This window comes from Actinokineospora sp. UV203, from assembly GCF_056323665.1.
In genome coordinates this window covers 215,660-236,692 of the sequence record NZ_CM150484.1, presented here as the reverse complement: position 1 = coordinate 236,692, position 21,033 = coordinate 215,660, and the positions used below count along the sequence as shown (strand labels likewise).

Here is a 21,033-nt window from a genome sequence, read left to right as displayed (position 1 = left end):
CGGTTCCTGGATGGAAATCTGAGAGTACCGACAGGCCCCTGGCGAATCCGATGGTTGGTCTCCCTGCGACTGAGCCATTGAAGGGGCAGCAATGCGCCGTAAATCGATACTCCTGGCCTTACTGGCCGCGGCCCTGATGGCCGTGAGCCTCCCGGACGTCCGGCAGGCGAGCGCCGCACCGGACGACGAGACCATCACCGAAGTGCGCGAGGTGTTCAGCCCCGACGGCTCGATCAGCCGCCGCCCGGTCACCCGGCGCGCGATCGAGCTGCCCGCGCAGGCCCAGGCGCTGGCGGCGGCCGAGGTGATCCCGATCGAGATCAACGGGCCCAGCGCCAGCCGGTTCGACCTGGTCTTCGTGGGTGACGGCTACACCAGCGCCCAGCTCGGCACCTATGGCGAGCACGTGCGGAGCAAGCTGGCGGAGCTGATGGCGGTGGAGCCGTTCAAGAGCTACCGCGGCCAGTTCAACGTCTGGCAGGTCAACGTGATCTCCCCGGAATCGGGCGTGGACAACGATCCCTCTTACGGCATTCGGCGTAACACCGCGCTGGACATGTACTTCTGGTGCGGCAACATCGAGCGGCTGCTGTGCGTCAACGAGACCAAGGCCCGGCAGTACGCCTCGGCGGCTGATGACGCCGATCAGGTGATCGCTCTGGCGAACACCACGAAGTACGGGGGCGCCGGCGGGAACGTGGCCACTTCGTCGGGTGGCAACGCGTTGGCGGGGCAGATCGTGGTGCACGAGCTGGGGCACTCGATTGGCGGGCTGGCTGATGAGTACACGTACGGCGGTGGTGACTGCTATCCGTACCGCGAGCCGCGTGAGATCAACTCTTCGCGGTACACGGCCGAGCAGATGCGGCAGTACCAGGCCAAGTGGTACCGCTGGCTGGGGCAGACCTCTCCTGATGGAGGAGTGGTCGACACGTATACCGGGTCGAGCTACTACACGCGGTGCGTTTATCGGCCTACGGACAACTCGCTGATGCGGTCGTTGGGCAGGGCGTTCAACCTGCCGGGGCGGGAGGCGATGATCGCCGCCTTCTACAAGGAGACTGGGGTTGTGGAGGCGGCGGCGCCGGACGAGAGTGAGTCGCCTTGGGTTCGGCCCGTTGGTGGGGCGACCGTCACCTGGACCGTCGACGGGGTCGCCGCGGGCAGTGGGAATGAGTTCGTGGGGTCGGGGCTCGCGCCTGGGCCGCACGTGGTGGTCGCGACTGTCACCGACTCGACCCCTGCGGTGCTCGACCCTGAGCTGCGCAAGCGCTACATGACTCGGAAAATCAGTTGGACTGTGGGCGAGTGAGGCCGGTGCCGGTGGGGCTCAGCCCCACCGGCACCGCCGGGGTAGTCCCGCTTCGCGCTTCGCGTGCTCAGGCGATCTTCATGGCGAACACGTGTAGGCCGGCGTTGGCCAGCGGTCCGCCCACGTTCGGCAGGGTGATCGCCGCCACGGTCTTGCCCGCCGTGATCGGGGCGCTGCCCTGGAACAGGGTCACGTCCTGCTCATCGCGGCCGGTGGCCGGGCTGTTGTACGTGGTGGGTTTCTTGTGGTGGTAGTCGGTGATCGCGGCCACCGAGGTGCCCGCGACCGGTGTGCTGGTCCACCAATCGGCGAAGGACAGCGTGTAGGCGGACGTGGTTCCGTCGGTGTAGTGCAGGGTGCCGGTGCCTGTCTGGGTTCCGTAGCCGGCGGAGCCGAGGATCGCCACCTTGGTGCCGGTGCCGGACAGGGTGATCTTCTGACCCGCGGCCTTCACGTTGTCCGGGAAACCGATGTACTGCTGCGTCCAGTCGAAAGTGACGCCGCCCGAGGTGACCAGGCCATAAGTGAAGCCCTTCGCGGCCAGCGCTTCGGCGGAGAAGCTGCGGCCGCTGAGCGAGTAGCCGCCGATCTGGGGGTTGGCGTCCCTGGTGATGCCGTGGTTGTTGAACGCCTCCTTGAGCGAGCTGAACGTCTTCGCGGCAACGCCGGAGCCGTTGTCAGCGCCGATGTTGACCGTGCCGCCCGCCTTCGGGACAGTCGCGCCCCAGAAGTCACGCGAACCCAAGGCCGTCAGCGGCGTTCCCGCGTTGAGGGCGGGTGAGGCGGTGGTGAGTTTGTAGCCGCCCACACTGGCGATTTCGACCGCGCCGCCGGGGTAGTTGAGCTTCGGGTCGGCGTTGACCGCGGTGGTGTCGGCCGTGGGTGCGGTGATGCCTCCGTAGTACAGATTGGTGCCGTAGGTGACACCCGTCCCGGTGGGGAACGTTCCGGACGCGGCGTAGAAGATGTTGTTGTAGATCTTCGTGTTCGTTGTCGGCAGCTCAAGGGTCAGCGGCTTGCTGGAACAGAAGAACGTGTTGTTGTAGAACTCGATGGGCGCCGTGGTGCTGGGGCCTTGGGCCACTCGACAGTCGTCCTGCGAGACGTTGAAGCGGATGATCTCCTTGGCGTTGTTGTTGCCCAGGTTCGTGCATGCCTGGCAGCCGAGGTGGAAGCCGCCCGCGTTGTTGGACGAGTAGTTGTACTGGAACGTGCAGGTGCCGACGATCGCGCCGTCGCAGTCCCACGCGGTGGAGTCGAAGATCGACGGGTAGCTGCGAGTCACCTCGTTGAACTGGAACACCGGGTTCTTCGAGTTGATCGGCCACATCCCGGCGAAGTTGCCCGCCACGAACGGGTAATTGCCACCGCCGAGGTTGTCCGCGCGGTTCTTCTCGACCAGGGCCGCGTCCGAGCCGTGCACGACGATGCCGTCGCCGCCCGCGCTGATGATCCGGTTCGATCCGATGTAGACGTTCGTGTGGTAGGTGCTGGGTTTGGTGGAGATCTTGATCCCACCACCGCCGGTGTCGTGCACGTGGTTGTTCACGATGCGCAAGCCGTCGAACGGTCCGGCCGTGGTCGAGGCGAGCACGATGATGCCTGCCGACCGGGAGAACCACGCCGCGTTGGTGCCGGTCTTGTCACCCCAACCGGCGACGTTGTCCACTTCGAGACCGTCAAGGACGATGCCCGCCTTGGCCGCGGCCGTGGTGGTCTCGACGCGGATGCCGTTGCGTTCGGCGCGGGTGGCGCTGGGGTTGGTCAGGCGCAGGTCCCTGACCGTCCAGTGGCTGAGGTCCTTGAGGTACATGGCATTGGCGGCGCCGCTGCCGTTGATCACCGCGCGGCCGGTCCCGGTCCCATACGCGCCAACGGTGATCGGGCTGCCCGCCGCGCCGGAGCCCTGGCCGACGAACTGGCCCGCGCAGGTCGTGCCGCGCTTGAACAACACCTGGTCACCGGGGCCGAACGTGGTGGCGTTGACCTGGCTCAGCGCGTTCCAGGGATTGGTCTGAGTTCCCTGCGGGGTCGCGGTGGATGAGCAGTCGACGTAGTACGTGGTGTCCGCCGCCACCGCCGGTGTGCCGGACAGGGCGATCGCCCCGCCCGCCCCCGCGGCGATGACGGCGCCTAAAGCGACCTGCCGAATACCTGCCTTGCGTGTTGGTGCCCTCACGATCAACCTCCTGATTGATCCATTCCATCGCCCAGACAGGCGAGGAAGTCGGTGACCCGGGACCGGATGGACTCCGGCGCACCCGACGTCAGTGATCCCCCGACCCCCACGGCCACCGCTCCCACGGCGAACCACTCCCCCGCGTTGTCCCCGGTTATCCCTCCGGTCGGCACGAACCCGATGTGCGGGAGCGCCGCCCGGACCGCCTTGAGATAGGCGGGGCCCAGTTCCCCGGCGGGGAACAGCTTCACCAGCGCGGCACCCAGTTCGGCCGCACGCACCGCCTCGGTCGGCGTCTGCGCGCCTGCCAGCACCGGGACGCCGTAGCGGTTCCCGCAGGCGATCACCTCCGGCACCACGGTGGGGCAGACCAGGAAAGCCGCCCCCGCGAGGATCGACAGGCGTGCACTCGCCTCGTCCAGGACGGTGCCCGCGCCGACCATTCGGCCGTCGTCGGCGCCTGCCAGGGCTCGGATGGCGTCGAGGGCGCCCGGGGTGACCAGGGAAACCTCGACGACTGACACCCCCGCCGAAACCAGGGCGTCGCCGGCCGCGACCGCGCTCTCCCCATCAGCGGAACGCAGGATGCCGACCACTCTTCCCGCGGCGATCGCGGCCGTGCGCTGCCAGAGGTACCCGCTCACCGGTCCACCTCCGAATCGGCTGCCAGCGCGGCGGCAAGGTCGGCTGGATAAGGCAAACCGTCGATGTCGCCCAGAGACTGGACGTTGAGCGCCCCCGCGGCCGCACCACGTCCGAGGCAGTCCACCATCGGCGCCGCGTCGAGCCAGCCCGAGAGGAAACCCGCGTCGAACGCGTCGCCCGCACCGACCGGGTCCACCACCGACGCCGGGAACGCGGGCACCGCCCACTCATCAGCGCCATCAGTCGCCCACGCACCAGCGGCGCCTGCCTTGATCACGACCACCCGTGCCCCCTGGTCCAGCAGCCACTTGACGGCCCGCGACCGGTCCTCCTGGCCAGTCACCACGAGCGCTTCCTCGTCGCTCGTGAGAACTATGTCCGCCCGGGTGACCAGGTCGCCGAGGACTTCCGCCGCCCGCTGCGCCGACCAGAGCCGCAGCCGCAGGTTCGGATCGAACGACACCACCACCCCGTGCTCATGGGCGATGTCGATCGCCGTCCGCACAGTGTCCACACAGGACGGTGACAGGGCGGGCGTGATCCCGGTGACGTGCAGCAGGCGCGCACCCGTGATATATGTCGGATCCACGTCCGCGGGACGCATCCGGCCTGCCGCCGAACCGGCTCGGTAGTACTGCACGCTGATCCGCCGCACGGCATGCGCGTCCCGCACCAGCAGGCCTGTCGGCGCGTCCGCGTCAAACCCGACACGGCTGACGTCGACCCCCTCGGCGCGCAGCACCCCCAGCGCGGCGTGGCCGAAGGGGTCGTCGCCGAGCCTGCCGAACCAGCCGGTCCGGTAGCCGAGCCGGGCCAGACCGATCGCGACCGTGGCCTCGGCCCCGGCGATGCCGCGCCGGAAGTCGCCTGCGTGCCGCAGCGGGTCGCCCGCGCGAGCCACCATCAGGCCCATGACCTCGCCGAAAGTCACCATATCCATGGGTCACCCACCGAACCTGTTGGCGGGCAAGCCTTGGACCCCGACGTCCACAGCGAACAGCGCCCCGGCGTGCGGCTCGTCGACGTTGACCGACGCCGAGGTGACATAGAGCGTGCCCAGGTCCGCGCCGCCGAAGACCGGGCAGGTGGGGCGCGACACCGGGAATTCGACAATCCGGTCCAGCCGCCCGTCCGGGGTGTACCGGTGCACAGCCGACCCGCCCCACAGCGCCACCCACAGGCAGCCGTCCGCGTCGAGCGTGAGCCCGTCCGGCGAGCCCCCGGCCACCTCGGCCAGAGGCCGACGACCGGAGAGCACTCCGGCGTCCACGTCGAAGACGTCGATCCGGCCGGTGGGCGTGTCGATGTAGTACAGGGTGCGGCCGTCCGGCGTGAAGTCCAGCCCGTTGGACACCGTCACCCCGGACAGGACCGGCCGCACGCTGTGGTCGGCGTCGAGCCGGTAGACGATCCCGGCCCCGGGTTCCTGGTCGTAAGGCATGGTCCCGGCCCAGAACGAGCCGGAAGGATCACATTTTCCGTCGTTGAACCGCGCGGGTGGCCCAGGGTGCTCGACGGCGGCGATGTCGGCCGACTCGGCGAAGTCGAAGGTGCGGAAGCCGTCGGCCACGGCGAGCACCAGTCCGCCCTGTTCGCGCACCGCCAGCGCCCCCACGTGGGTGCCGACATCGAAGACCTGGTCGGCGAGACCGGACGGGTCGTGGACGTGAACCGACCGGCCGAGGATGTCGACCCAGTAGAGCTTCTGCTCGCGCACGTCCCACACCGGGCCCTCACCGAGCCGGGCGCCCGCGTCGACAACGATCTCCGGGGTCATCACCAGCTCCCCAGGGAGCCGTCGGAGTGGTGCCACACCGGGTTGCGCCACCGGTGCGGTTTGGCCGCCGCCGCGCGGACCGCGTCCTCATCGATCTCGATGCCGAGACCCGGCCCGAGCGGCCGGTCGATGTAGCCGTCTGTCGAGGCGAACACCGAGTCGTCGGCGAGGTAGCCGAGCTTCTCGCTGTCGGGGTGGTAGCCGAGGCCGAGACTCTGTTCCTGGATCAGGAAATTCGGCACCGCGAAGTCGAGTTGCAGCGACGCCGCGAACGCGATCGGCCCGAGTGGACAGTGTGGGGCCACCAGCACGTCGTGGGTTTCGGCGGCGGCGGCGATGCGGCGGCACTCGGAGATGCCGCCCGCGTGCGACAGGTCCGGCTGGGCGACCGCGATACCGGACCGCAGCACCGGGTCGAAGTCCCAGCGGGAGTAGAGCCGCTCCCCCGTGGCGATGGGGATGCTGGTCGACGCGGTGATCCGGCCCAAGTCCGAGCTGTACTCCGGCAGCACTGGTTCTTCGACGAACATCGGCAGCAGCGGCTCCAGCGGCGGCAGCACCCGCCGGGTCATGGCGCCGGTGAAGCGGCCGTGGAAGTCCAGCGCGAAGTCCCGGCCATCGCCGATCGCCTCGCGCACGGCGGCTGCCCGGTCCACGATCTCGTGCACCCGCGCCGCGGTGTCCAAACCGGACACCAGTCCCCACGGGTTCATCTTGACCGCGGTCAGGCCGACGCTCACCTGGGCCTGCGCGGACTCGACCAGTTCGGCTGTGGTGTCACCGCGCAGCCACCCGTAGATGCGGACCTTGTCACGCACCGGGCCGCCGAGCAGTTCGTGCACCGGCAGGCCCAGCGCTTTGCCCTTGATGTCCCACAGAGCCTGGTCGATGCCCGCCAGCGCACTGGAGAGCACCGGGCCGCCGCGGTAGAAACCGGCCTTGGCCATGGTCTGCCAGTGGTGCTCGATCCGCATCGGGTCGGCGCCGAGCAGGTAGTCGAACAACTCGCTCACCGCGGCGGTCACCGTCTCGGCGCGGCCCTCCACGATCGGCTCGCCCCAGCCGGAAACACCCTCGTCGGTGTCGACCCGCAGGAACAGCCAGCGCGGCGGCACCCGGAACAGCTCAAAGCCGGTGATCTTCACCGAGTCTCCTTCTCTACAGGCCGTTGACGTGCCAGCCGCCGTCGACCGGAATGGTCGCGCCGGTGATGTAGGAGGCGTCCGCCGAAGCCAGGAACGCGACCACCGCGGCCACCTCCTCCGGGGTTCCGGCCCGCCGGGCGACCGTGCGCGCGATGTGCTCGGCGCCCGTCCAGTCACCCCACGCCGGGGTGCGGATCGGTCCCGGCGCGACGGCGTTGACCCGGATCTCGGGCCCGTACTCCACCGCCAACTGCTGGACCATGGCGTGCAGCCCACCCTTGGCCGCGGCGTACGCCGTCGCCCCCGAGAGCCCTACCAAGCCGTGGATGCTGCCGGTGGCCACCACGCAGCCGCCCCGCTCGCGCAGCGCGGGCACCATGGCGCGGACACCGAGGAAGGCGCTGCGCAGCGTCGTGGACTGCACCTCGTCCCAGGCCTCGACCGCAATCTCGTGCGGCTGCGCCCGGTCCGGCGGGTTGCGCCCGACATTGAGGTGCAGCACGTCGAGCGCGGGCACGACCGCCGCGACCGCCGCCCAGTCCGACGAAAGCGTCGCGTCCAGCCGCAGGTACCGGCCGTCGATCTCGAGCGCGATCGCCTGACCGCGGTCGTCGTCGATGTCGGTCACCACCACGGACGCGGCCTCGGCGGCGAGCCTGCGGGCGGTGGCCGCGCCGATCCCGGAGGCGGCACCGGTCACCAGGGCGGTCTTCCCGCCGAACCGGCTCACTTGCCCAGTCCTGCCGTGAGGCCTTCGGTGATCCGCCTGCCCAGCCACAGGTAGAGCAGTAGCATCGGCAGGATCGTGATCGACACCCCGGCGAACAGGGCGCCGTAGTCCGCGCCGTTGTACTGCTGCTGCTGAATGAACCCGATCAGCGCGAGCGAGAGCGTGTAGTTCTCGTTGCTCTGGATGAACATCAGGCCCAGCAGCGTCTCGTTCCACAGGCCGATCGCATTGAGCAGCAGCGCGGTCACCAGGCCGCCGCGGGCCAGCGGCAGCATGATCCGGAAGAACGTGCCGCTCGCCGACACCCCGTCCAGCGCCGCCGCTTCCTCCAGTTCGTTGGGCAGCGAGCGGAAGAACCCGGTCAGCAGGAACACGGTGAACGGCAAGTGGGTGGCGACATAGACGAGGAACAGCCCGAACAGGCTGTCGATCAGCCCGAACTCGGCGAGCACCGAGTACAGCGGCAACACGATGATCTGCAGCGGGATGCCGAGGCCCAGCGCGAAGAACATGGTCAGCCCGGCCGACAGCCCGCCTCGGCGCCTGCTCAGCGCGTAGGCGGCGGGCGCGGAGACCCCGACGACGACCACCGACGCGGTCACCACCAGCACCAGCGTGTTCACCGCGGCGGCGCCGAACCCGCTGTCCACCCACGCCCGGCTCCAGTTGCCGAAGTCCGGCGCGGCGGGCAGCGACCACGGGGTGTTGAGGATCTCGCTGCTGCTCTTGACCGAGCTGATCAGCATGAACAGGAACGCGAACAGGCAGAACGAGACGAACAGCCACACCGCGGTGGTGCCGATCGGCCGCAATACGCCAGTACGCGGGGTGGAACGTGGTGTCACGGTGGACCTCCGGGCTAGAACTGGACCGCGTCGCGGCGCATGGCCCGACGCAGGAGCGCGACCATGCCGGTGACCAGCAGCAGCATCACCAGCGCCGAGGCGCAGGCGTAGCCGAAGCGGTACTGCGGGGTGGCGCCGCCGAACGTGACGCCGTAGACGAACACCGCGGCGTTCCACTCGTAGGCGGGCGGCATCTGCCCCTGACTGGCGCCGAAGGCGTAGATGAACTCGAACACCTTGACCGAGCTGATCGTCCACAGCACCGCGGCCACACCGATGACGTCCCAGGACAGCGGAAGCGTGATGTGGCGCAGCTTCTGCCACGCCGACGCGCCCGCGAGCGAGGCGTCCTCGTAGAAGTAGCCGGGGATGCGGTCCACGCCCGCCATCAGGATCGCGACGTAGAAGCCGGTGCTGATCCACACCATCGCGATCATGATCATCAGGAAGGCGCTGTCCGGCCCGATCCACGCCACCGGCTCGCCGCCGAACTTGACGATCAGCGCGTTGAGCAGCCCGTCGTGCCGGAGCAGGAAGCCCCAGAAGATCGCGAGCACGATCGGCGAGACGATGTGCGGCAGGAAGATCACCCCGCGCACGAAGCCACGGCCCTTCATGTCCCGCAGCAGCAGCATGAAGCTGAACGCGAGCACGAAGATGCCGAGGCCGACCACGACCAGGATCAGCAGCGTGTTCCAAAAGGACTCCAGGAACAGCGGGTCGTCGAACAGCGCGGTGAAGTTGTCGGTGCCACGCCAGGTCGGGGTGTTGACGCCGTCCCAGTTGGTGAAGGCGGCGTACACCGAGTACAGCGTCGGCCCGATGAACAGGACCAGGTACAGCACCAGCGGGATGGCCAGGAACGGGCCGAAGATCCGCCGCTGCCTGCGGGCCAGTGGCGACTGCCCGCCGCGCACGGGGCGTGGCCCCGCGGGCCGCCGGGACTCCCGGCGGCTCGCGGACCTCTGCTCGAGGGTCACGGACATCAGCCCTGCGTCTTCCAGAACTCGACCGACTTCGCCTTGACCTGGCTGACGAAGTCCGCGGCGCTGGTCTTGCCCTGCACCAGGGACTGGGCGACCGGTTGGAACGCGGTGGACTCCCAGCCGCCGAACTTCAGGCCGAGCGCGGCGCCCGAGGGGTAGACCGCCTTGTCCTGGAACGACTTGCTCAGGCTCTCCAGCGCGGCCGGGGCGGGGATGTCGGCGCGCGGGGTGATGTTGTCGGCCTTGGTGCTGATGCCCTCCAGCCGCGACTTGTTCAGGAAGTACGCGATGAACTTGCCCGCCGCGGCACCGTTTTCGGCGGTCTTGGGGATGCCGAAGCCGAAGAAGTTGACGCCGACCGCGTCGGTGCCGCCGTCGATGCGCGGCAGTTGCACGGAGCTGTACTCGAAGCCCGGCGCGGCATAGGTCTTGGTCTCGCTGGTCACCCACGAGCCCTGCAGGATGTAGGCGGCCTTGTTCTGCGCCCACAGGTTCTGCTGCGCCGGGTACTGGCCGGAGTTGTAGCCGGGGGCGAAGTAGCCGCCCTTGACCAGCTTCTCGACCTTGGTCACCGCGTCGAGGACTTTCGGGTCGTCCCAGGCCGCGCCGGTGCGGTCGGCGGCGAGCTTCTGCATCCCCTCCGGGCCGACGGCGCGGATCAGGGTGAGCAGCGGCCAGTACTTGGCCACGCCGGTGTTGTCGGCGTCGAGGGCCAGCGGGGACACGCCCTTGGCCTTGGCGGCGTCGAGCAGCTTGACCAGGTCGTCCCAGGTCTGCGGCGGCTCGGTGGGGAGCTGCTTGGCGTTGAACCACAGGCCTTCGCCGGTCACCTCGTAGGGCACCATGAACGGCTTGCCCTCTTTGTCCTTGAGGTAGTCGACGTACTTGGCCGGGATGACGTCGGAGACCTTCTTGCCCTCGCCGGGCACCTCGAGGTCGTAGACCGAGGTCAGGTCCGCGGCCTGGCCGGTGTTGGACAAGCCGTTGCCGAGCTGGTTCATCGACTGGTCGACGAGGTCCGCGGCGGCCTTGGTGCGCAGCGACGGGGTGAGCTTCTTCATCACCTCGCGGCCATGCCACTGGACGTCGACCTTGACGCCGGTGTCCTTGGTGAAGGAGTCGATGGCCGCCTTGATGACCTGGGCCTGCGGTTCCTTCTCCTGCCACATCGACCAGTAAGTGAACTCGCCGGAGCCGCCGGAGCCACCCGCGTCGCTCGGCGACCCGCAGGCCGACACCGCGAGCAGGGCGCTGAGGCCGAGTGCGGCGAAACTGATGGAACGGCGCAGCCGTCCGGTTCGGGTCATGATCTACAGACCACCTATCTGGGACTCGTTCGCGCGGGTGGCCCCGGCGCGTGGGGGGTGAGGGAGTTTGGCCGCGGCGACAAGCGCGCGCAGCACGGCCGAAGCCGGTCGGGGCACCAGCCCCAAGTGATAGAGGTGCAGCTCGCTCAGACCGGCGGCGGCGAACTCGTCCGCCCAGTCCTCAAGAGACGGTCCCTCCGGCGGTCGGACGGTGTCCGGCCGGAAATATCCCCCGACCGCGATGTCGTCGCCGACAGCCGCGGACATCTCCAGCAGCCGGGCGACGGCGGCGTCTCCGCCCGCCCAGCAGTTCGCCACCACACTGTCCACATCGGAACCGAGTGGTCCCCCGATGGCGGTGAAGGCGCCCGTGGCCCAGCGGTCGGCCGCGCCGTGCAGGGTCACCGGCAGGTCCGGGCGGGTGGCCCGGACGCTCTCGACAACCTGTCGGCGGATCGTCACCGTCGTGTCGGCCAGGACTTTCGCGAGAGTCTCGGCCAGCTCGGCGCCGAGCGCCAGTTCCACCGAGTCAGGCGTGGCACCATCGTTGTCCACACAGGATCGCACCTGGGCGGACAGTCGGCGTGCGTCGATGCCGGCATCGGCGTAAAGTCGGTGACAAGCGGCGCAGAAGCAGAGCGATAGCAGCCGCTTCTGCGTCGCCGTCCACTGCGCGAAGTCCACTTTGTCGTGGTGTCCGCCGTGGTCGATCCCGAGCCTGCCGCACGCTTCGAGGATCACGCCGTCCGGCTCGCCGGTCTCGACGATCTCACCTGCGAGAGTCGCGCAGTAGTCGACAACCTCTTCGGCGCTCGGGCACAGCGCGTACTCGTAGGGCTCGCCGAAAGCGTTGCACACCACCAGGTCCGGGTTCGCCGAACCGAGCACGCTGCTGTGGGTGAACACCATCCAGGCGTACACGCCCAGCCCCTGGCCACGGATCGCCCGGGCCGCTTCGCCGAACGGGTCGGCCTGGCCGAGCCAGTCGGCGAAGCGCGGGGTCAGTCGCCTGCCCTGCCAGGCGTTCGACCGGACCGGCAGGTAGCACGCCGCGTGCGGCGTGGTCATGAGCCGTCGCGTCGGGTGTTGCGGGGTGGGGACTCTGGTCGTGTGGTACGAGGCGGCCAGGGCCACCACGTCGACACCGACCTCGGCCGCCCGCGCGGGCGCGTCCGGATCGCCTGCGAAGTCCCAGGGGTAGGCGTAGCCGACCGTTTTCATGACGTCACCACCTCGGCTTACGCAGCTCGTAGGACGGGTCGATCCGGCGCATGTAGCCGGTGTCGTCGCGGTCGCGGATGCCGCAGGCCAGGTACTGCTCGTGCAACCTGGCGAGCGCGTCACGGTCGAGTTCGACGCCGAGGCCGGGAGTGGTCGGCACCCGCACCGAGCCTTCCACAAAGGACAAGACGCCCGGTTCGATCACGTCCTCGGACTTCCACGGCCAGTGCGTGTCGCAGGCGTAGGTGAGGTTCGGAGTGGCGGCGGCCAGGTGCACCATCGCGGCGAGGCTTACGCCGAGGTGGGAGTTGGAGTGCATGGACAGGCCCATGTCGAAGGTGTCACAGATGCCGGAGAGCAGCGCGGAGCGACGCAGTCCGCCCCAGTAGTGATGGTCGGAGAGGATCACGCCGACCGCGTCGGCGAGCACCGAGGGCTTGAGGTGGTCGAAGGAGACGACACACATGTTGGTGGCCAACGGCATCGGCACCGCGCGAGCGACCTCGGCCATGCCCTCGATCCCGACGGTCGGGTCCTCCAGGTACTCCAGGACGCCGTCGAGATCCGCGCCGACCTTGATCGAGGTCTCCGGCGTCCACGCGGCGTTCGGGTCCAGGCGCAGCGGCAGGTCGGGGAACTCCGCGCGCAGGGCGTGGATCGCGGCGACCTCCTCGTCCGGTGGGAAGACGCCGCCCTTGAGCTTGAGCGCGGTGAACCCGTACTCGTCGACCATCTTGCGTGCCTGCGCGACGATGCCCGCCGGCTCGAGCGCCGCACCCCAGGAGTCGGGCTCGCCGCCGGGGTGCGCGGCCCACTTGTAGAAGAGGTACGCGCTGAATGGGACGGCCTCGCGGACCGCGCCGCCGAGCAGGTCCGACACCGGGCGGCCGAGCAGCTTGCCTTGCACATCAAGGCAGGCGACCTCGAATGGGGAGTACACCCGGTCGACGGTGCCGCTGGTGGTGATCATCCCGGTGAGCCCATGGCCGTCGGCCCCGGTGTTTCCGGAGAGGACGCGCGCGGCGGTGGCGAACATCGCGTTGAGGGCGAAGACATCGTGGCCGATGATCGCGTCGGCCACCGCGCGCAACCGGTTCAGGTGGCCGGTGTCAGCGTAGGTCTCGCCGAGTCCAGTCACGCCGTCGGCGGTGTGCACCTCGATGATCGTGCGGATCGCGTACGGCTCGTGCACCCCGACCGCGTTGAGCAGCGCCGGGTCGGCGAAGGCGACCGGCGTGAGGGTGACGCCGGTGATGGGGACGCTCATCCGGCCACCGCCGCGGCGGTGAGGGCGAGCCCGGCGGCGATGATCCGCTCCAACTCGTCGACGTGGTCGGGGGACGGCTCCACCAGCGGTGGGCGCACAGTGCCGACGTCGAGGCCGCGCAGCCGCACGGCGGTCTTGACCAGAGAGACCGCGTAGCCGGGGACCTTGTTGCGCAGCTCGACCAGCGGGTGGAAGAAGTCGACGAGGAAGCGGTCGATCAGCACGTCGTCGCCGGTCGCGGCCGCCTTGAAGAAGGCCAGCGAGATGTCCGGCGCGAAGCAGAACACCGCCGACGAGTAGAGGGTGACGCCGATTCCCCGGTAGGCCGGGACGGTCACCTCGGCGGTCGGCATGCCGTTGAAGAACTGGAACGGCTTGCCGCTGCCATTGAGGGCGCCGCGCACGGCCAGCACGATCCGGCCGAGCAGGTCGAGGTCGCCGCGGCCGTCCTTGAAGCCCATCACGTTGGGGATGGTGGCGACCTCGGCGGCGGTCTCCGGGTCGAATACCGCGTTGCCCCGGCTGTAGACGATGACCGGCAGGTCTGACGCGGCGGCGACCTCGCGGGTGTAGGCGACCATCCCGCTCGGCGGCGCGGCCACCAGGTACGGCGGCAGCATGAGCAGTCCGTTGGCGCCCACGCCCTGGGCGGCGCGGCTGAACTGCTTGGCCAGCGGGAGTGAGCCGCCGGTTCCCGCGTAGACGGGGACGGCGCCTGCGGTGACCTCGACCGCGCGGCGCACGAGCGCCTCGTATTCGACCGGTTCCAGCGCGTGGAACTCGCCGGTCCCGCAGGCGACGAAGACGCCGCCGGGTCCGGCGGCCAGCCCTTGCTCCAGGTGCGTGGTGAACATGTCCAAGTCGACCGCACCCGCGGCGTCGAACGGCGTTACGGGGAAGAACAACACCCGGTCGAGCATCTGCACCGGAACTCCAGGGTTCATGTATGTGAACGTCGGTCATACTTGCGAACTGTGGGGCGGAACCGTAAGACTGCCCACACCCGGTGTCAAGCGGGGGTGTCCGCCGGGTTTCGCGAAGAAAACGGAACGAGGAGAACCGATGACAGTCAGTGAGGCGAGCGGGGGGCCGCGCCCGGACTCGGTCAAGTCGGCGGCCAGGACGATCGACATCCTGGAACTGCTGGCCGGGTCCGAACGGAGACTCACCCTCAGCGAACTGCAGCGCAAACTCGACGTGCCCAAGTCCAGCCTGCACGGCCTGCTGCGCACCCTGGTCGCGCGCGGCTGGGTGGAGACCGACGAACGCGGAACCGGCTACAGCGTCGGCCTGAGCGCCCTGCGGGCGGGCGCGACGTTCCTCGACCGCGACCCGGTGGTGCAGGTGGCGAGCGCGGTGCTGGCCCGGCTGCGCCGCCAACTCGACGAGACCGTCCACCTGGCACGGCTCGACGGGCCGGACATGGTCTACCTGGCCAGCCGCGAGTCCCAGCACCACCTTCGGGTCACCTCGCGCATCGGCAGGCGGCTGCCCGCGCACGCCACCTCGCTCGGCAAGGCCGTGCTGTCGACCATCGACGAGGTCGAGGTCGCCACGATCCTGCCCGCGAAGCTGATCGCGCTGACCCCGGACACGGTCACCGACCACGACGAACTGCGCGCCGAGTTGGCCACGGCCAGGGTGCGCGGCTGGGCGTTCGAGCAGGGGCAGAACACCCCGGGCCTGACCTGCTACGCGACCGCCATCCCCAACATGCCCGCGGTGGACGCAATCAGCTGCTCCATCCCGCAGTCACGGATCACCGATGACCACGAACGAGAGGTGGTGGAGGCGCTCATGGCCGCCGCCGACGAGATCGCCCAACTGTGCCGGGCGAGGTCTCCCCGATGAACCTGCTGATCACCGGCGCCGCGGGTGGCGTAGCCACCCTGCTGCGACCCCGGCTGGCCCGCCCGGACCGGGTGCTGCGCCTACTCGACATCGCCCCTGTCACGCCTGGTGCGGGCGAGGAGGCGGTGACCGCGTCGGTCACCGATCTCGACGCGATGACCGAGGCCTGCCGGGGCATGGACGCGGTGCTGCACCTTGGTGGGCTGAGCACCGAACACGCATGGGACGACATCGCCGCGGTCAACATCGACGGCACGTACCGCGTGTTCGAGGCGGCCCGCCGGGCTGGGGTGCCGCGCGTGGTCTTCGCCAGCAGCAACCACGCCGTTGGCTTCCACCCGAACGACGGTGCCGAGGCCCCCGACTACGGCTCTCCCCGGCCGGACACGTTCTACGGCGTCAGCAAGGTCGCCGGGGAGGCGCTCGGGAGCCTGTACCACGACCGCTACGGGCTCGACGTGGTCTGTCTGCGGATCGGCTCGTGTTTCGAGCGGCCGACCACGGACCGGATGCTCGCCACCTGGCTCTCCCCCGACGACTGCGCGCGGCTGGTCGAAGCGGCTTTCAGCGCGCCCGACCCCGGATTCCGGGTGGTGTGGGGGATTTCCGCCAACACCCGGGCGTGGTGGTCGCTGTCGGAGGCCCGCGCCTTGGGGTATGAGCCGCGCGACAACGCCGAGGACTACGCGGGCGAGGTCACCGTGGAGGCCGACGAGTTCGACAAGTACCTGGGCGGGGCGTTCTGCTCGCCCAAGCTGGATCAGGGAGGACGCTCATGAGCACCGTGCAGGGCTACGACCCGCGCACCGCCGCACCTGTCGGGGAGCCCGTGCCCGCGACGACCGCCGCCGAGGTCGACACCATCGTCGCGGGCCTGAGCCGGACGTGGGGCACGACCTCCCCGGCCGCGCGGGCCGACGCACTCGAGGCGGTGGCCGACGCGCTCGACGCCGACACCGCACGGCTGGTGGAGATCGCCGACGGGGAGACCGCCTTGGGGCCAGTCAGGCTGACCGGTGAGGTCGCCCGCACGACCGGGCAGCTGCGCATGTTCGCCGCCCAGTTGCGCACAGGGTCGCACCTGGGGGTCGTCCTCTCCCCCGCGGTTCCGGGCCGTCCCGACGTGCGGCGCACCCGGCAGGCCATCGGGCCGGTCGCGGTGTTCTCCGCGAGCAACTTCCCGTTCGCCTTCTCCGTCGCGGGCGGCGACACCGCCTCCGCGCTCGCGGCGGGCTGCCCGGTGGTGGTCAAGGCGCATGAGGCGCACCCCCACACGTCCCTGGCTGTTGCCGAGATCCTGCGCCGGACGCTGCCGGATGGCGTGTTCGCGCTGGTCACTGGCCGTTCGGCGGGCACCGCGCTCGTCCGGCACCCAGGCATCCGCGCGGTCGGTTTCACCGGCTCGCCCGCCGGTGGGCGTGCCCTGTTCGACCTCGCCACCGGGCGGCCCGACCCGATCCCCTTCTACGGCGAACTGGGCAGCGTGAACCCGGTGGTCGTGCTGCCCGGTGCGGCCGCGGAGGCTGTCGCCGAGGGGTACGCCGCCTCGCTCACCTTGGGGGCGGGCCAGTTCTGCACGAACCCCGGCCTGCTGTTCGTGCCCGACGACGCCCGACTCCTCGACCTGCTGGCCGACGCGGTCGGCGGCACCAGCGGCGGCCCGCTGCTCAGCCCCGGCATCCATCGGTCCTATGTGGATCGCCTGGCGGCCGGGCCCGCACGGGTGCTGGCCACCGGCTCGGCGGGCGAGGGCGCGTGGTCGGTGACCCCGGTTGTCTACGCGACCGACGCGGCGGACTTCACCGCCCGGGCCGGGTCACTCACCGAGGAGACCTTCGGGCCGAGCGGAATCGTGGTCACCTACCGCGATCTCGACGCTCTTCGCCCCGCGCTGGAAGCGTTGCCCGGCAGCCTGACCGGCTCCGTGCACGCGGGCGCCTCCGACGACGCTGCCGCCACCGAGGTCGCGGCGATCCTGCGGACCCGCGTCGGCAGGCTCATCTACAACGGCTGGCCCACCGGCGTCGCCGTCTGCTGGGCGATGCATCACGGCGGGCCGTGGCCCGCGAGCACCGCACCCGCCCACACGTCCGTCGGCACGGCCGCCATCGACCGCTGGCTCGTGCCGATCGCTTACCAGGACTGGCCGGAGCACCTGCTGCCGGCGGAACTGCGCACCGCCAACCCCCTCGACTTTCCCCGAACCGTTCAAGGATAAGGAAACCACCATGGCCACAGTCGAGTACCGGGCCGCCACCCGGCTCTACCCGGGCACCGAAACCCCCGCCGTGCAAGACCTCGACCTGAACATCCGCGACGGCGAGTTCATGGTGCTGGTCGGCCCATCCGGCTCGGGCAAGTCCACCGCACTGCGCATGTTGGCAGGCCTCGAAGCCGTCGACGGCGGCGAGATCCACATCGGCGACAAGGATGTGACGCACGCGCAGCCCAAGGACCGCGACATCGCGATGGTGTTCCAGAACTACGCGCTCTACCCGCACATGACCGTGCGGCAGAACATCGGGTTCCACCTCAAGATCGCCAAGGTCGGCCGGGAAGAGATCAACCGCAAGGTCGACGAGGCCGCCCGGCTGTTGGACTTGGAGCCATACCTGGACCGCAAGCCCGCGAAGCTGTCCGGCGGCCAGCGTCAGCGCGTCGCCATGGGCCGCGCGATCGTGCGTGAGCCACGGGTGTTCTGCATGGACGAACCACTGTCCAATTTGGACGCCAAACTGCGGGTGCAGACCCGCACCCAGATCGCGTCACTGCAGCGCAGGCTCGGCGTCACGACGATTTACGTGACCCACGACCAGGTCGAGGCGATGACGATGGGCGATCGGGTGGCGATCCTCAAGGACGGCAAGCTGCAACAGTGCGACACGCCGCGCAACGTCTTCGACCGGCCGCGGAACCTGTTCGTCGCCGGGTTCATGGGTTCACCCGCGATGAACCTGATCCCACGGCACGCGCACGACTGGACGGTTGAGTTCGCGGGAACGCGCATCGACCTGACCCCGGCCCAGCGGGTGGCAGCCACCAGCCGGGACATCACCGTCGGGGTACGGCCTGAGGGGCTGCGCATCGCGGGCGCCCGGGAAGGGCAGCAGGTGATGGTGGAGATGGTGGAGGAACTGGGCAGCGACAGCTACCTGTACACCACGACCAACGGCGACACGGCACACCCGATCGTGGTTCGCGCGGGGGCGCGGGATGTGCCCATGCGCGGGTCGACGATCGGGCTGCGGGTCCAGCGTTCGGACGTGCACCTGTTCGACACGGCCACTGGGGAACGGTTGCCGGACTGAGGGTCGGCGGCGGTCCTGCCTCGGCGGGATCGCCGCAGCCTGCTTACGCTGTGGGTGCCTGCTTGCGGGAGCTGCTCGACCAGGGTCACCCCTCGCGGCGGCCGCCCGCATCGTGGTCCTGCAGAACGACTTGGCCGCGGCCAACGCCGAGATCAGCGACCCGCGCGACCAGCTCCGCGAACGCGAAGACGATCAGCGGTGACCCGGCAACGAGTCAGCGCCGTGGTCCACGCAGTGCCGCAGGCTTGTCCGCACTGACGTCGCTGTCGAGCTGCCCGTCGAGGGTTCGAACCTCGGTCTCCGCGGTCAGAACGCGGTGTCCATGCCGACTGGACCAACGGGCACTGTCTGCTCCCGGCTCAGGGTTCGAACCTGACCTCGCGGTGTCAAAGACCGCCGTGCTTCCACTACACCAGCCGGGACTGGTGCCCTTGGCAGGATTCGAACCTGCACTGGCCGCGTTCTGAGCGCGGTGCCTCTCCCGTTGGGCTACAAGGGCTTTCTCCCGCTGGGGCGGGACGTGGTGCGGTCGCGGGGAGTCGAACCCCGACTGGCCTGGCCCTCGACCAGGTGCCTCTGCCGGTTGGGCTACGACCGCGTGAAACGTGACGCGTACCGGGATCGAACCGGTGTCTCCGGCGTGAGAAGCCGGTGTCCATTCCGCTGGACCAACGCGCCTGGCCTGCTGTTGACGGGTGCCCGCGAGTCGAACGCGGTGTCTTCCGCTCCCAAGGCGGATGGGTTGCCGTCTCCCTCGCACCCGTGGCGAACCGCCCTCAGGCCGGGCGGGTCGGTCAAGATCCGCGGCCCAGGCGCGGACCGCGGTGAGGTGGTCGGGCCGCAGCCCGTGTCTCGGATCGACGTGACACAGCAGGGTCGGCGTCGATGCCCGGGCCTGGCCGAAAGCCGCTCGGGCCGGACAGAACGCCTTGTCGTCGTCCAGGCCAGCGGCGTACGCCGCGACCGTGGGCCACTTCGGTTTGGACGCGAAGAGGTTCGTGGCCCGTCCCACGTCGATCAACAGGCTCGCCCCTACCTTCTCCTCCTCGATGGCCATCACTCTGTCCACTGAGCTACAGGGCAGTGCGTGGTGAAGCGTGGAGTCGAACCACCTGTGCCTTCGCGGGCGCCTGGTTTGCTGCGGGGTCGGGCTCCGAGCCCGTTTCCACCGTGGTGTGGCGGCACCCCGCAGGTCGAAATGGCACCAGGTCGGATATGTCTGCTCCGCTGTGGAATTGTCAAAAGGCGCACGCACACCAGCCATGACAAAGCTGGTGAATTCGCATCCAAAATGGGAGCGCGAAATAAAGAAAGCCGCCTATCGGTTTCCCGATGGCGGCTCCCTGAGCATGACGGCGTCACGTCATGGTGGGGAGCCTGCGCTGCCAAGTTGCTGCTCAAGCAGCGGTAGGCCAACGACGGGAAGCTGAAGCGGACAAGCGGCAGCGACGCCAGAGCGCCGTTCCTGCATCCGCATGCTCGTCATCACAAACTCCCTCGTCGTTGTTCTTCGCAATGATGACCCAGCCCGACGCCGGGAGTCAATCATTTAATTCGGCTCCGTGAATTGCCGTCAGCGACGCGTGCGGCGAACCGCTCCGGCCCCTCCCGCGAGAACGAGCACAAGCACCGCCAAGCCCCAGCGGCGCTTCTCCTCGGTTCGGTCGAGCCGGTTGTCGACCCGCGGGACCGTAGTGGCCGTCTTGTACCGCTTGCGACTGGGCGCCGGGCTCGTGGGCGGCGCCACCACCGGCGCGCTGCCCGCGGGTGGCGCCGGAACCGACTGGGTCGCCGGGATCACGGCCGTGGGCGTCGGCCGCGGCGCGGGCCGGGGTGGCACGGCGGGTGCGGGCGGCACGGGCGCCACCCCGGAGCGCAAACAGCCCGCCGCGTCGGTGTGGTCCATCGGCGTGGGGCTCACGATCGTCTCGACCGAGGACGGGGACCGCAGCGAGACCCGGAACCACGCGCTGCTTCCGCGCACGTGTTCGCCCAGGACGTAGAGCATCCCGTCCGGCCCCGTGACCGCCGCGCCATAGCCGCGCCCGCCGCCGAGGTTCGCGGACTCGATCTCCCGAACGTCGCCGTCGGCCGGGTTGATGGTGACGAGCCTGCCCCGGGCGGCCACGCCGTGCAGCAGTCCGTCGGGTCCCAGGTCGAAGTCGTCGACGGTCTGCGCCAGTCCCGGCGAACGCAGCGACACCGTCGACACGACCGTGAGATATGTGCGGCTCGCGGGGTCCACATCGACCACCGACAGCGTCCGACCGGACCGCAGGTACCAGCGGGTTTCCGACACCGCGCCCGCAGTCGCGCCGAGCCGAACCGAGTCGGTGACCCGCTCGCGGCTGCGGCGATCTTGTCACCGTCGGCACGCCACGACGGAGCAGGGTCGGAGTTCCGGTGGCGCGCGGGCGCGGCGCGGGCGCACCCTGGAGGTGTCGCATTCTGGAGGCTGCC

18 protein-coding genes and 5 tRNA genes are annotated in these 21,033 nt (G+C 69.6%); 5 read left to right on the top strand and 18 right to left on the bottom strand.

The window, feature by feature from the left end; translation table 11 throughout:
* Positions 1 to 91: 91 nt before the first annotated feature.
* A complete protein-coding gene (locus tag ACUZ2Y_RS01205) occupies positions 92 to 1,312 on the top strand; it encodes a M64 family metallopeptidase (protein WP_476326036.1) in 1,221 nt (406 codons plus the stop codon).
* Between the two features lie 67 nt (positions 1,313 to 1,379).
* Here the strand turns inward: ACUZ2Y_RS01205 and ACUZ2Y_RS01200 are convergent, their stop codons facing one another.
* The 12 genes from ACUZ2Y_RS01200 to ACUZ2Y_RS01145 are packed head-to-tail and all read right to left on the bottom strand — an operon-like array spanning position 1,380 to position 14,358.
* Positions 1,380 to 3,491, bottom strand: coding sequence for a right-handed parallel beta-helix repeat-containing protein (locus tag ACUZ2Y_RS01200; protein ID WP_476326034.1), 2,112 nt, complete (start codon positions 3,489 to 3,491; stop codon positions 1,380 to 1,382).
* A 2-nt stretch (positions 3,492 to 3,493) separates the two neighbouring features.
* A complete protein-coding gene (locus tag ACUZ2Y_RS01195) occupies positions 3,494 to 4,135 on the bottom strand; it encodes a bifunctional 4-hydroxy-2-oxoglutarate aldolase/2-dehydro-3-deoxy-phosphogluconate aldolase (RefSeq protein WP_476326032.1) in 642 nt (213 codons plus the stop codon).
* Entirely contained in the window at positions 4,132 to 5,076 is a 945-nt protein-coding gene (locus ACUZ2Y_RS01190; RefSeq protein WP_476326030.1) for a sugar kinase, read from the bottom strand. Before ACUZ2Y_RS01190 ends, ACUZ2Y_RS01195 begins: the two co-directional genes overlap by 4 nt.
* A 3-nt stretch (positions 5,077 to 5,079) precedes the next feature.
* Positions 5,080 to 5,913 carry an SMP-30/gluconolactonase/LRE family protein gene (locus tag ACUZ2Y_RS01185; protein ID WP_476326028.1) on the bottom strand — a complete coding sequence of 278 codons (834 nt, stop codon included), beginning with the start codon at positions 5,911 to 5,913 and terminating at the stop codon, positions 5,080 to 5,082.
* A complete protein-coding gene (gene dgoD / locus ACUZ2Y_RS01180) occupies positions 5,913 to 7,058 on the bottom strand; it encodes a galactonate dehydratase (protein ID WP_476326026.1) in 1,146 nt (381 codons plus the stop codon). The genes ACUZ2Y_RS01185 and dgoD overlap by 1 nt, the downstream gene beginning before the upstream one ends.
* A 13-nt stretch (positions 7,059 to 7,071) precedes the next feature.
* The gene (locus ACUZ2Y_RS01175) at positions 7,072 to 7,788 is read right to left on the bottom strand and encodes an SDR family NAD(P)-dependent oxidoreductase (protein ID WP_476326024.1); all 717 of its coding nucleotides are present in this window, start codon (positions 7,786 to 7,788) and stop codon (positions 7,072 to 7,074) included.
* Positions 7,785 to 8,633 (bottom strand): carbohydrate ABC transporter permease, encoded by an 849-nt coding sequence (locus tag ACUZ2Y_RS01170; protein WP_476326022.1) that lies wholly within the window; start codon positions 8,631 to 8,633, stop codon positions 7,785 to 7,787. The genes ACUZ2Y_RS01175 and ACUZ2Y_RS01170 overlap by 4 nt, the downstream gene beginning before the upstream one ends.
* A gap of 14 nt (positions 8,634 to 8,647) precedes the next feature.
* Positions 8,648 to 9,619 carry a carbohydrate ABC transporter permease gene (locus ACUZ2Y_RS01165; protein ID WP_476326020.1) on the bottom strand — a complete coding sequence of 324 codons (972 nt, stop codon included), beginning with the start codon at positions 9,617 to 9,619 and terminating at the stop codon, positions 8,648 to 8,650.
* Positions 9,619 to 10,926 carry an ABC transporter substrate-binding protein gene (locus tag ACUZ2Y_RS01160; RefSeq protein ID WP_476326018.1) on the bottom strand — a complete coding sequence of 436 codons (1,308 nt, stop codon included), beginning with the start codon at positions 10,924 to 10,926 and terminating at the stop codon, positions 9,619 to 9,621. The genes ACUZ2Y_RS01165 and ACUZ2Y_RS01160 overlap by 1 nt, the downstream gene beginning before the upstream one ends.
* 3 nt (positions 10,927 to 10,929) lie before the next feature.
* Positions 10,930 to 12,147 (bottom strand): hypothetical protein, encoded by a 1,218-nt coding sequence (locus ACUZ2Y_RS01155; protein WP_476326016.1) that lies wholly within the window; start codon positions 12,145 to 12,147, stop codon positions 10,930 to 10,932.
* 4 nt (positions 12,148 to 12,151) lie between these two features.
* Positions 12,152 to 13,414, bottom strand: coding sequence for a glucarate dehydratase family protein (locus ACUZ2Y_RS01150; RefSeq protein ID WP_476326014.1), 1,263 nt, complete (start codon positions 13,412 to 13,414; stop codon positions 12,152 to 12,154).
* Entirely contained in the window at positions 13,411 to 14,358 is a 948-nt protein-coding gene (locus ACUZ2Y_RS01145; protein WP_476326012.1) for a 5-dehydro-4-deoxyglucarate dehydratase, read from the bottom strand. The genes ACUZ2Y_RS01150 and ACUZ2Y_RS01145 overlap by 4 nt, the downstream gene beginning before the upstream one ends.
* Before the next feature lie 118 nt (positions 14,359 to 14,476).
* Here ACUZ2Y_RS01145 and ACUZ2Y_RS01140 point away from each other — a divergent pair, with 118 nt between their 5' ends.
* From ACUZ2Y_RS01140 to ACUZ2Y_RS01125, 4 genes are read left to right on the top strand one after another with little or no spacing between them, the layout of a single operon-like run.
* Positions 14,477 to 15,265 (top strand): IclR family transcriptional regulator, encoded by a 789-nt coding sequence (locus ACUZ2Y_RS01140; protein WP_476326010.1) that lies wholly within the window; start codon positions 14,477 to 14,479, stop codon positions 15,263 to 15,265.
* Positions 15,262 to 16,044, top strand: a complete 783-nt coding sequence (locus tag ACUZ2Y_RS01135; protein WP_476326008.1) for an NAD-dependent epimerase/dehydratase family protein — start codon at positions 15,262 to 15,264, stop codon at positions 16,042 to 16,044. The genes ACUZ2Y_RS01140 and ACUZ2Y_RS01135 overlap by 4 nt, the downstream gene beginning before the upstream one ends.
* A complete protein-coding gene (locus ACUZ2Y_RS01130) occupies positions 16,041 to 17,483 on the top strand; it encodes an aldehyde dehydrogenase (NADP(+)) (protein ID WP_476326006.1) in 1,443 nt (480 codons plus the stop codon). Before ACUZ2Y_RS01135 ends, ACUZ2Y_RS01130 begins: the two co-directional genes overlap by 4 nt.
* A 10-nt stretch (positions 17,484 to 17,493) precedes the next feature.
* Positions 17,494 to 18,573 (top strand): ABC transporter ATP-binding protein, encoded by a 1,080-nt coding sequence (locus tag ACUZ2Y_RS01125; protein WP_476326004.1) that lies wholly within the window; start codon positions 17,494 to 17,496, stop codon positions 18,571 to 18,573.
* A 271-nt stretch (positions 18,574 to 18,844) separates the two neighbouring features.
* Here the strand turns inward: ACUZ2Y_RS01125 and ACUZ2Y_RS01120 are convergent.
* The 6 genes from ACUZ2Y_RS01120 to ACUZ2Y_RS01095 form a co-directional block, all read right to left on the bottom strand.
* Positions 18,845 to 18,917 (bottom strand) — tRNA-Gln (locus ACUZ2Y_RS01120).
* 7 nt (positions 18,918 to 18,924) lie between these two features.
* A tRNA-Gln gene (locus tag ACUZ2Y_RS01115) sits at positions 18,925 to 18,995 on the bottom strand.
* Between the two features lies 1 nt (position 18,996).
* Positions 18,997 to 19,072, bottom strand: a tRNA-Leu gene (locus tag ACUZ2Y_RS01110).
* Between the two features lie 22 nt (positions 19,073 to 19,094).
* Positions 19,095 to 19,171 (bottom strand) — tRNA-Leu (locus ACUZ2Y_RS01105).
* Positions 19,172 to 19,179: 8 nt separating this feature from the next.
* Positions 19,180 to 19,251, bottom strand: a tRNA-Glu gene (locus tag ACUZ2Y_RS01100).
* A gap of 895 nt (positions 19,252 to 20,146) precedes the next feature.
* Positions 20,147 to 20,872, bottom strand: coding sequence for a DUF6923 family protein (locus ACUZ2Y_RS01095; protein ID WP_476326002.1), 726 nt, complete (start codon positions 20,870 to 20,872; stop codon positions 20,147 to 20,149).
* Positions 20,873 to 21,033: the final 161 nt, after the last annotated feature.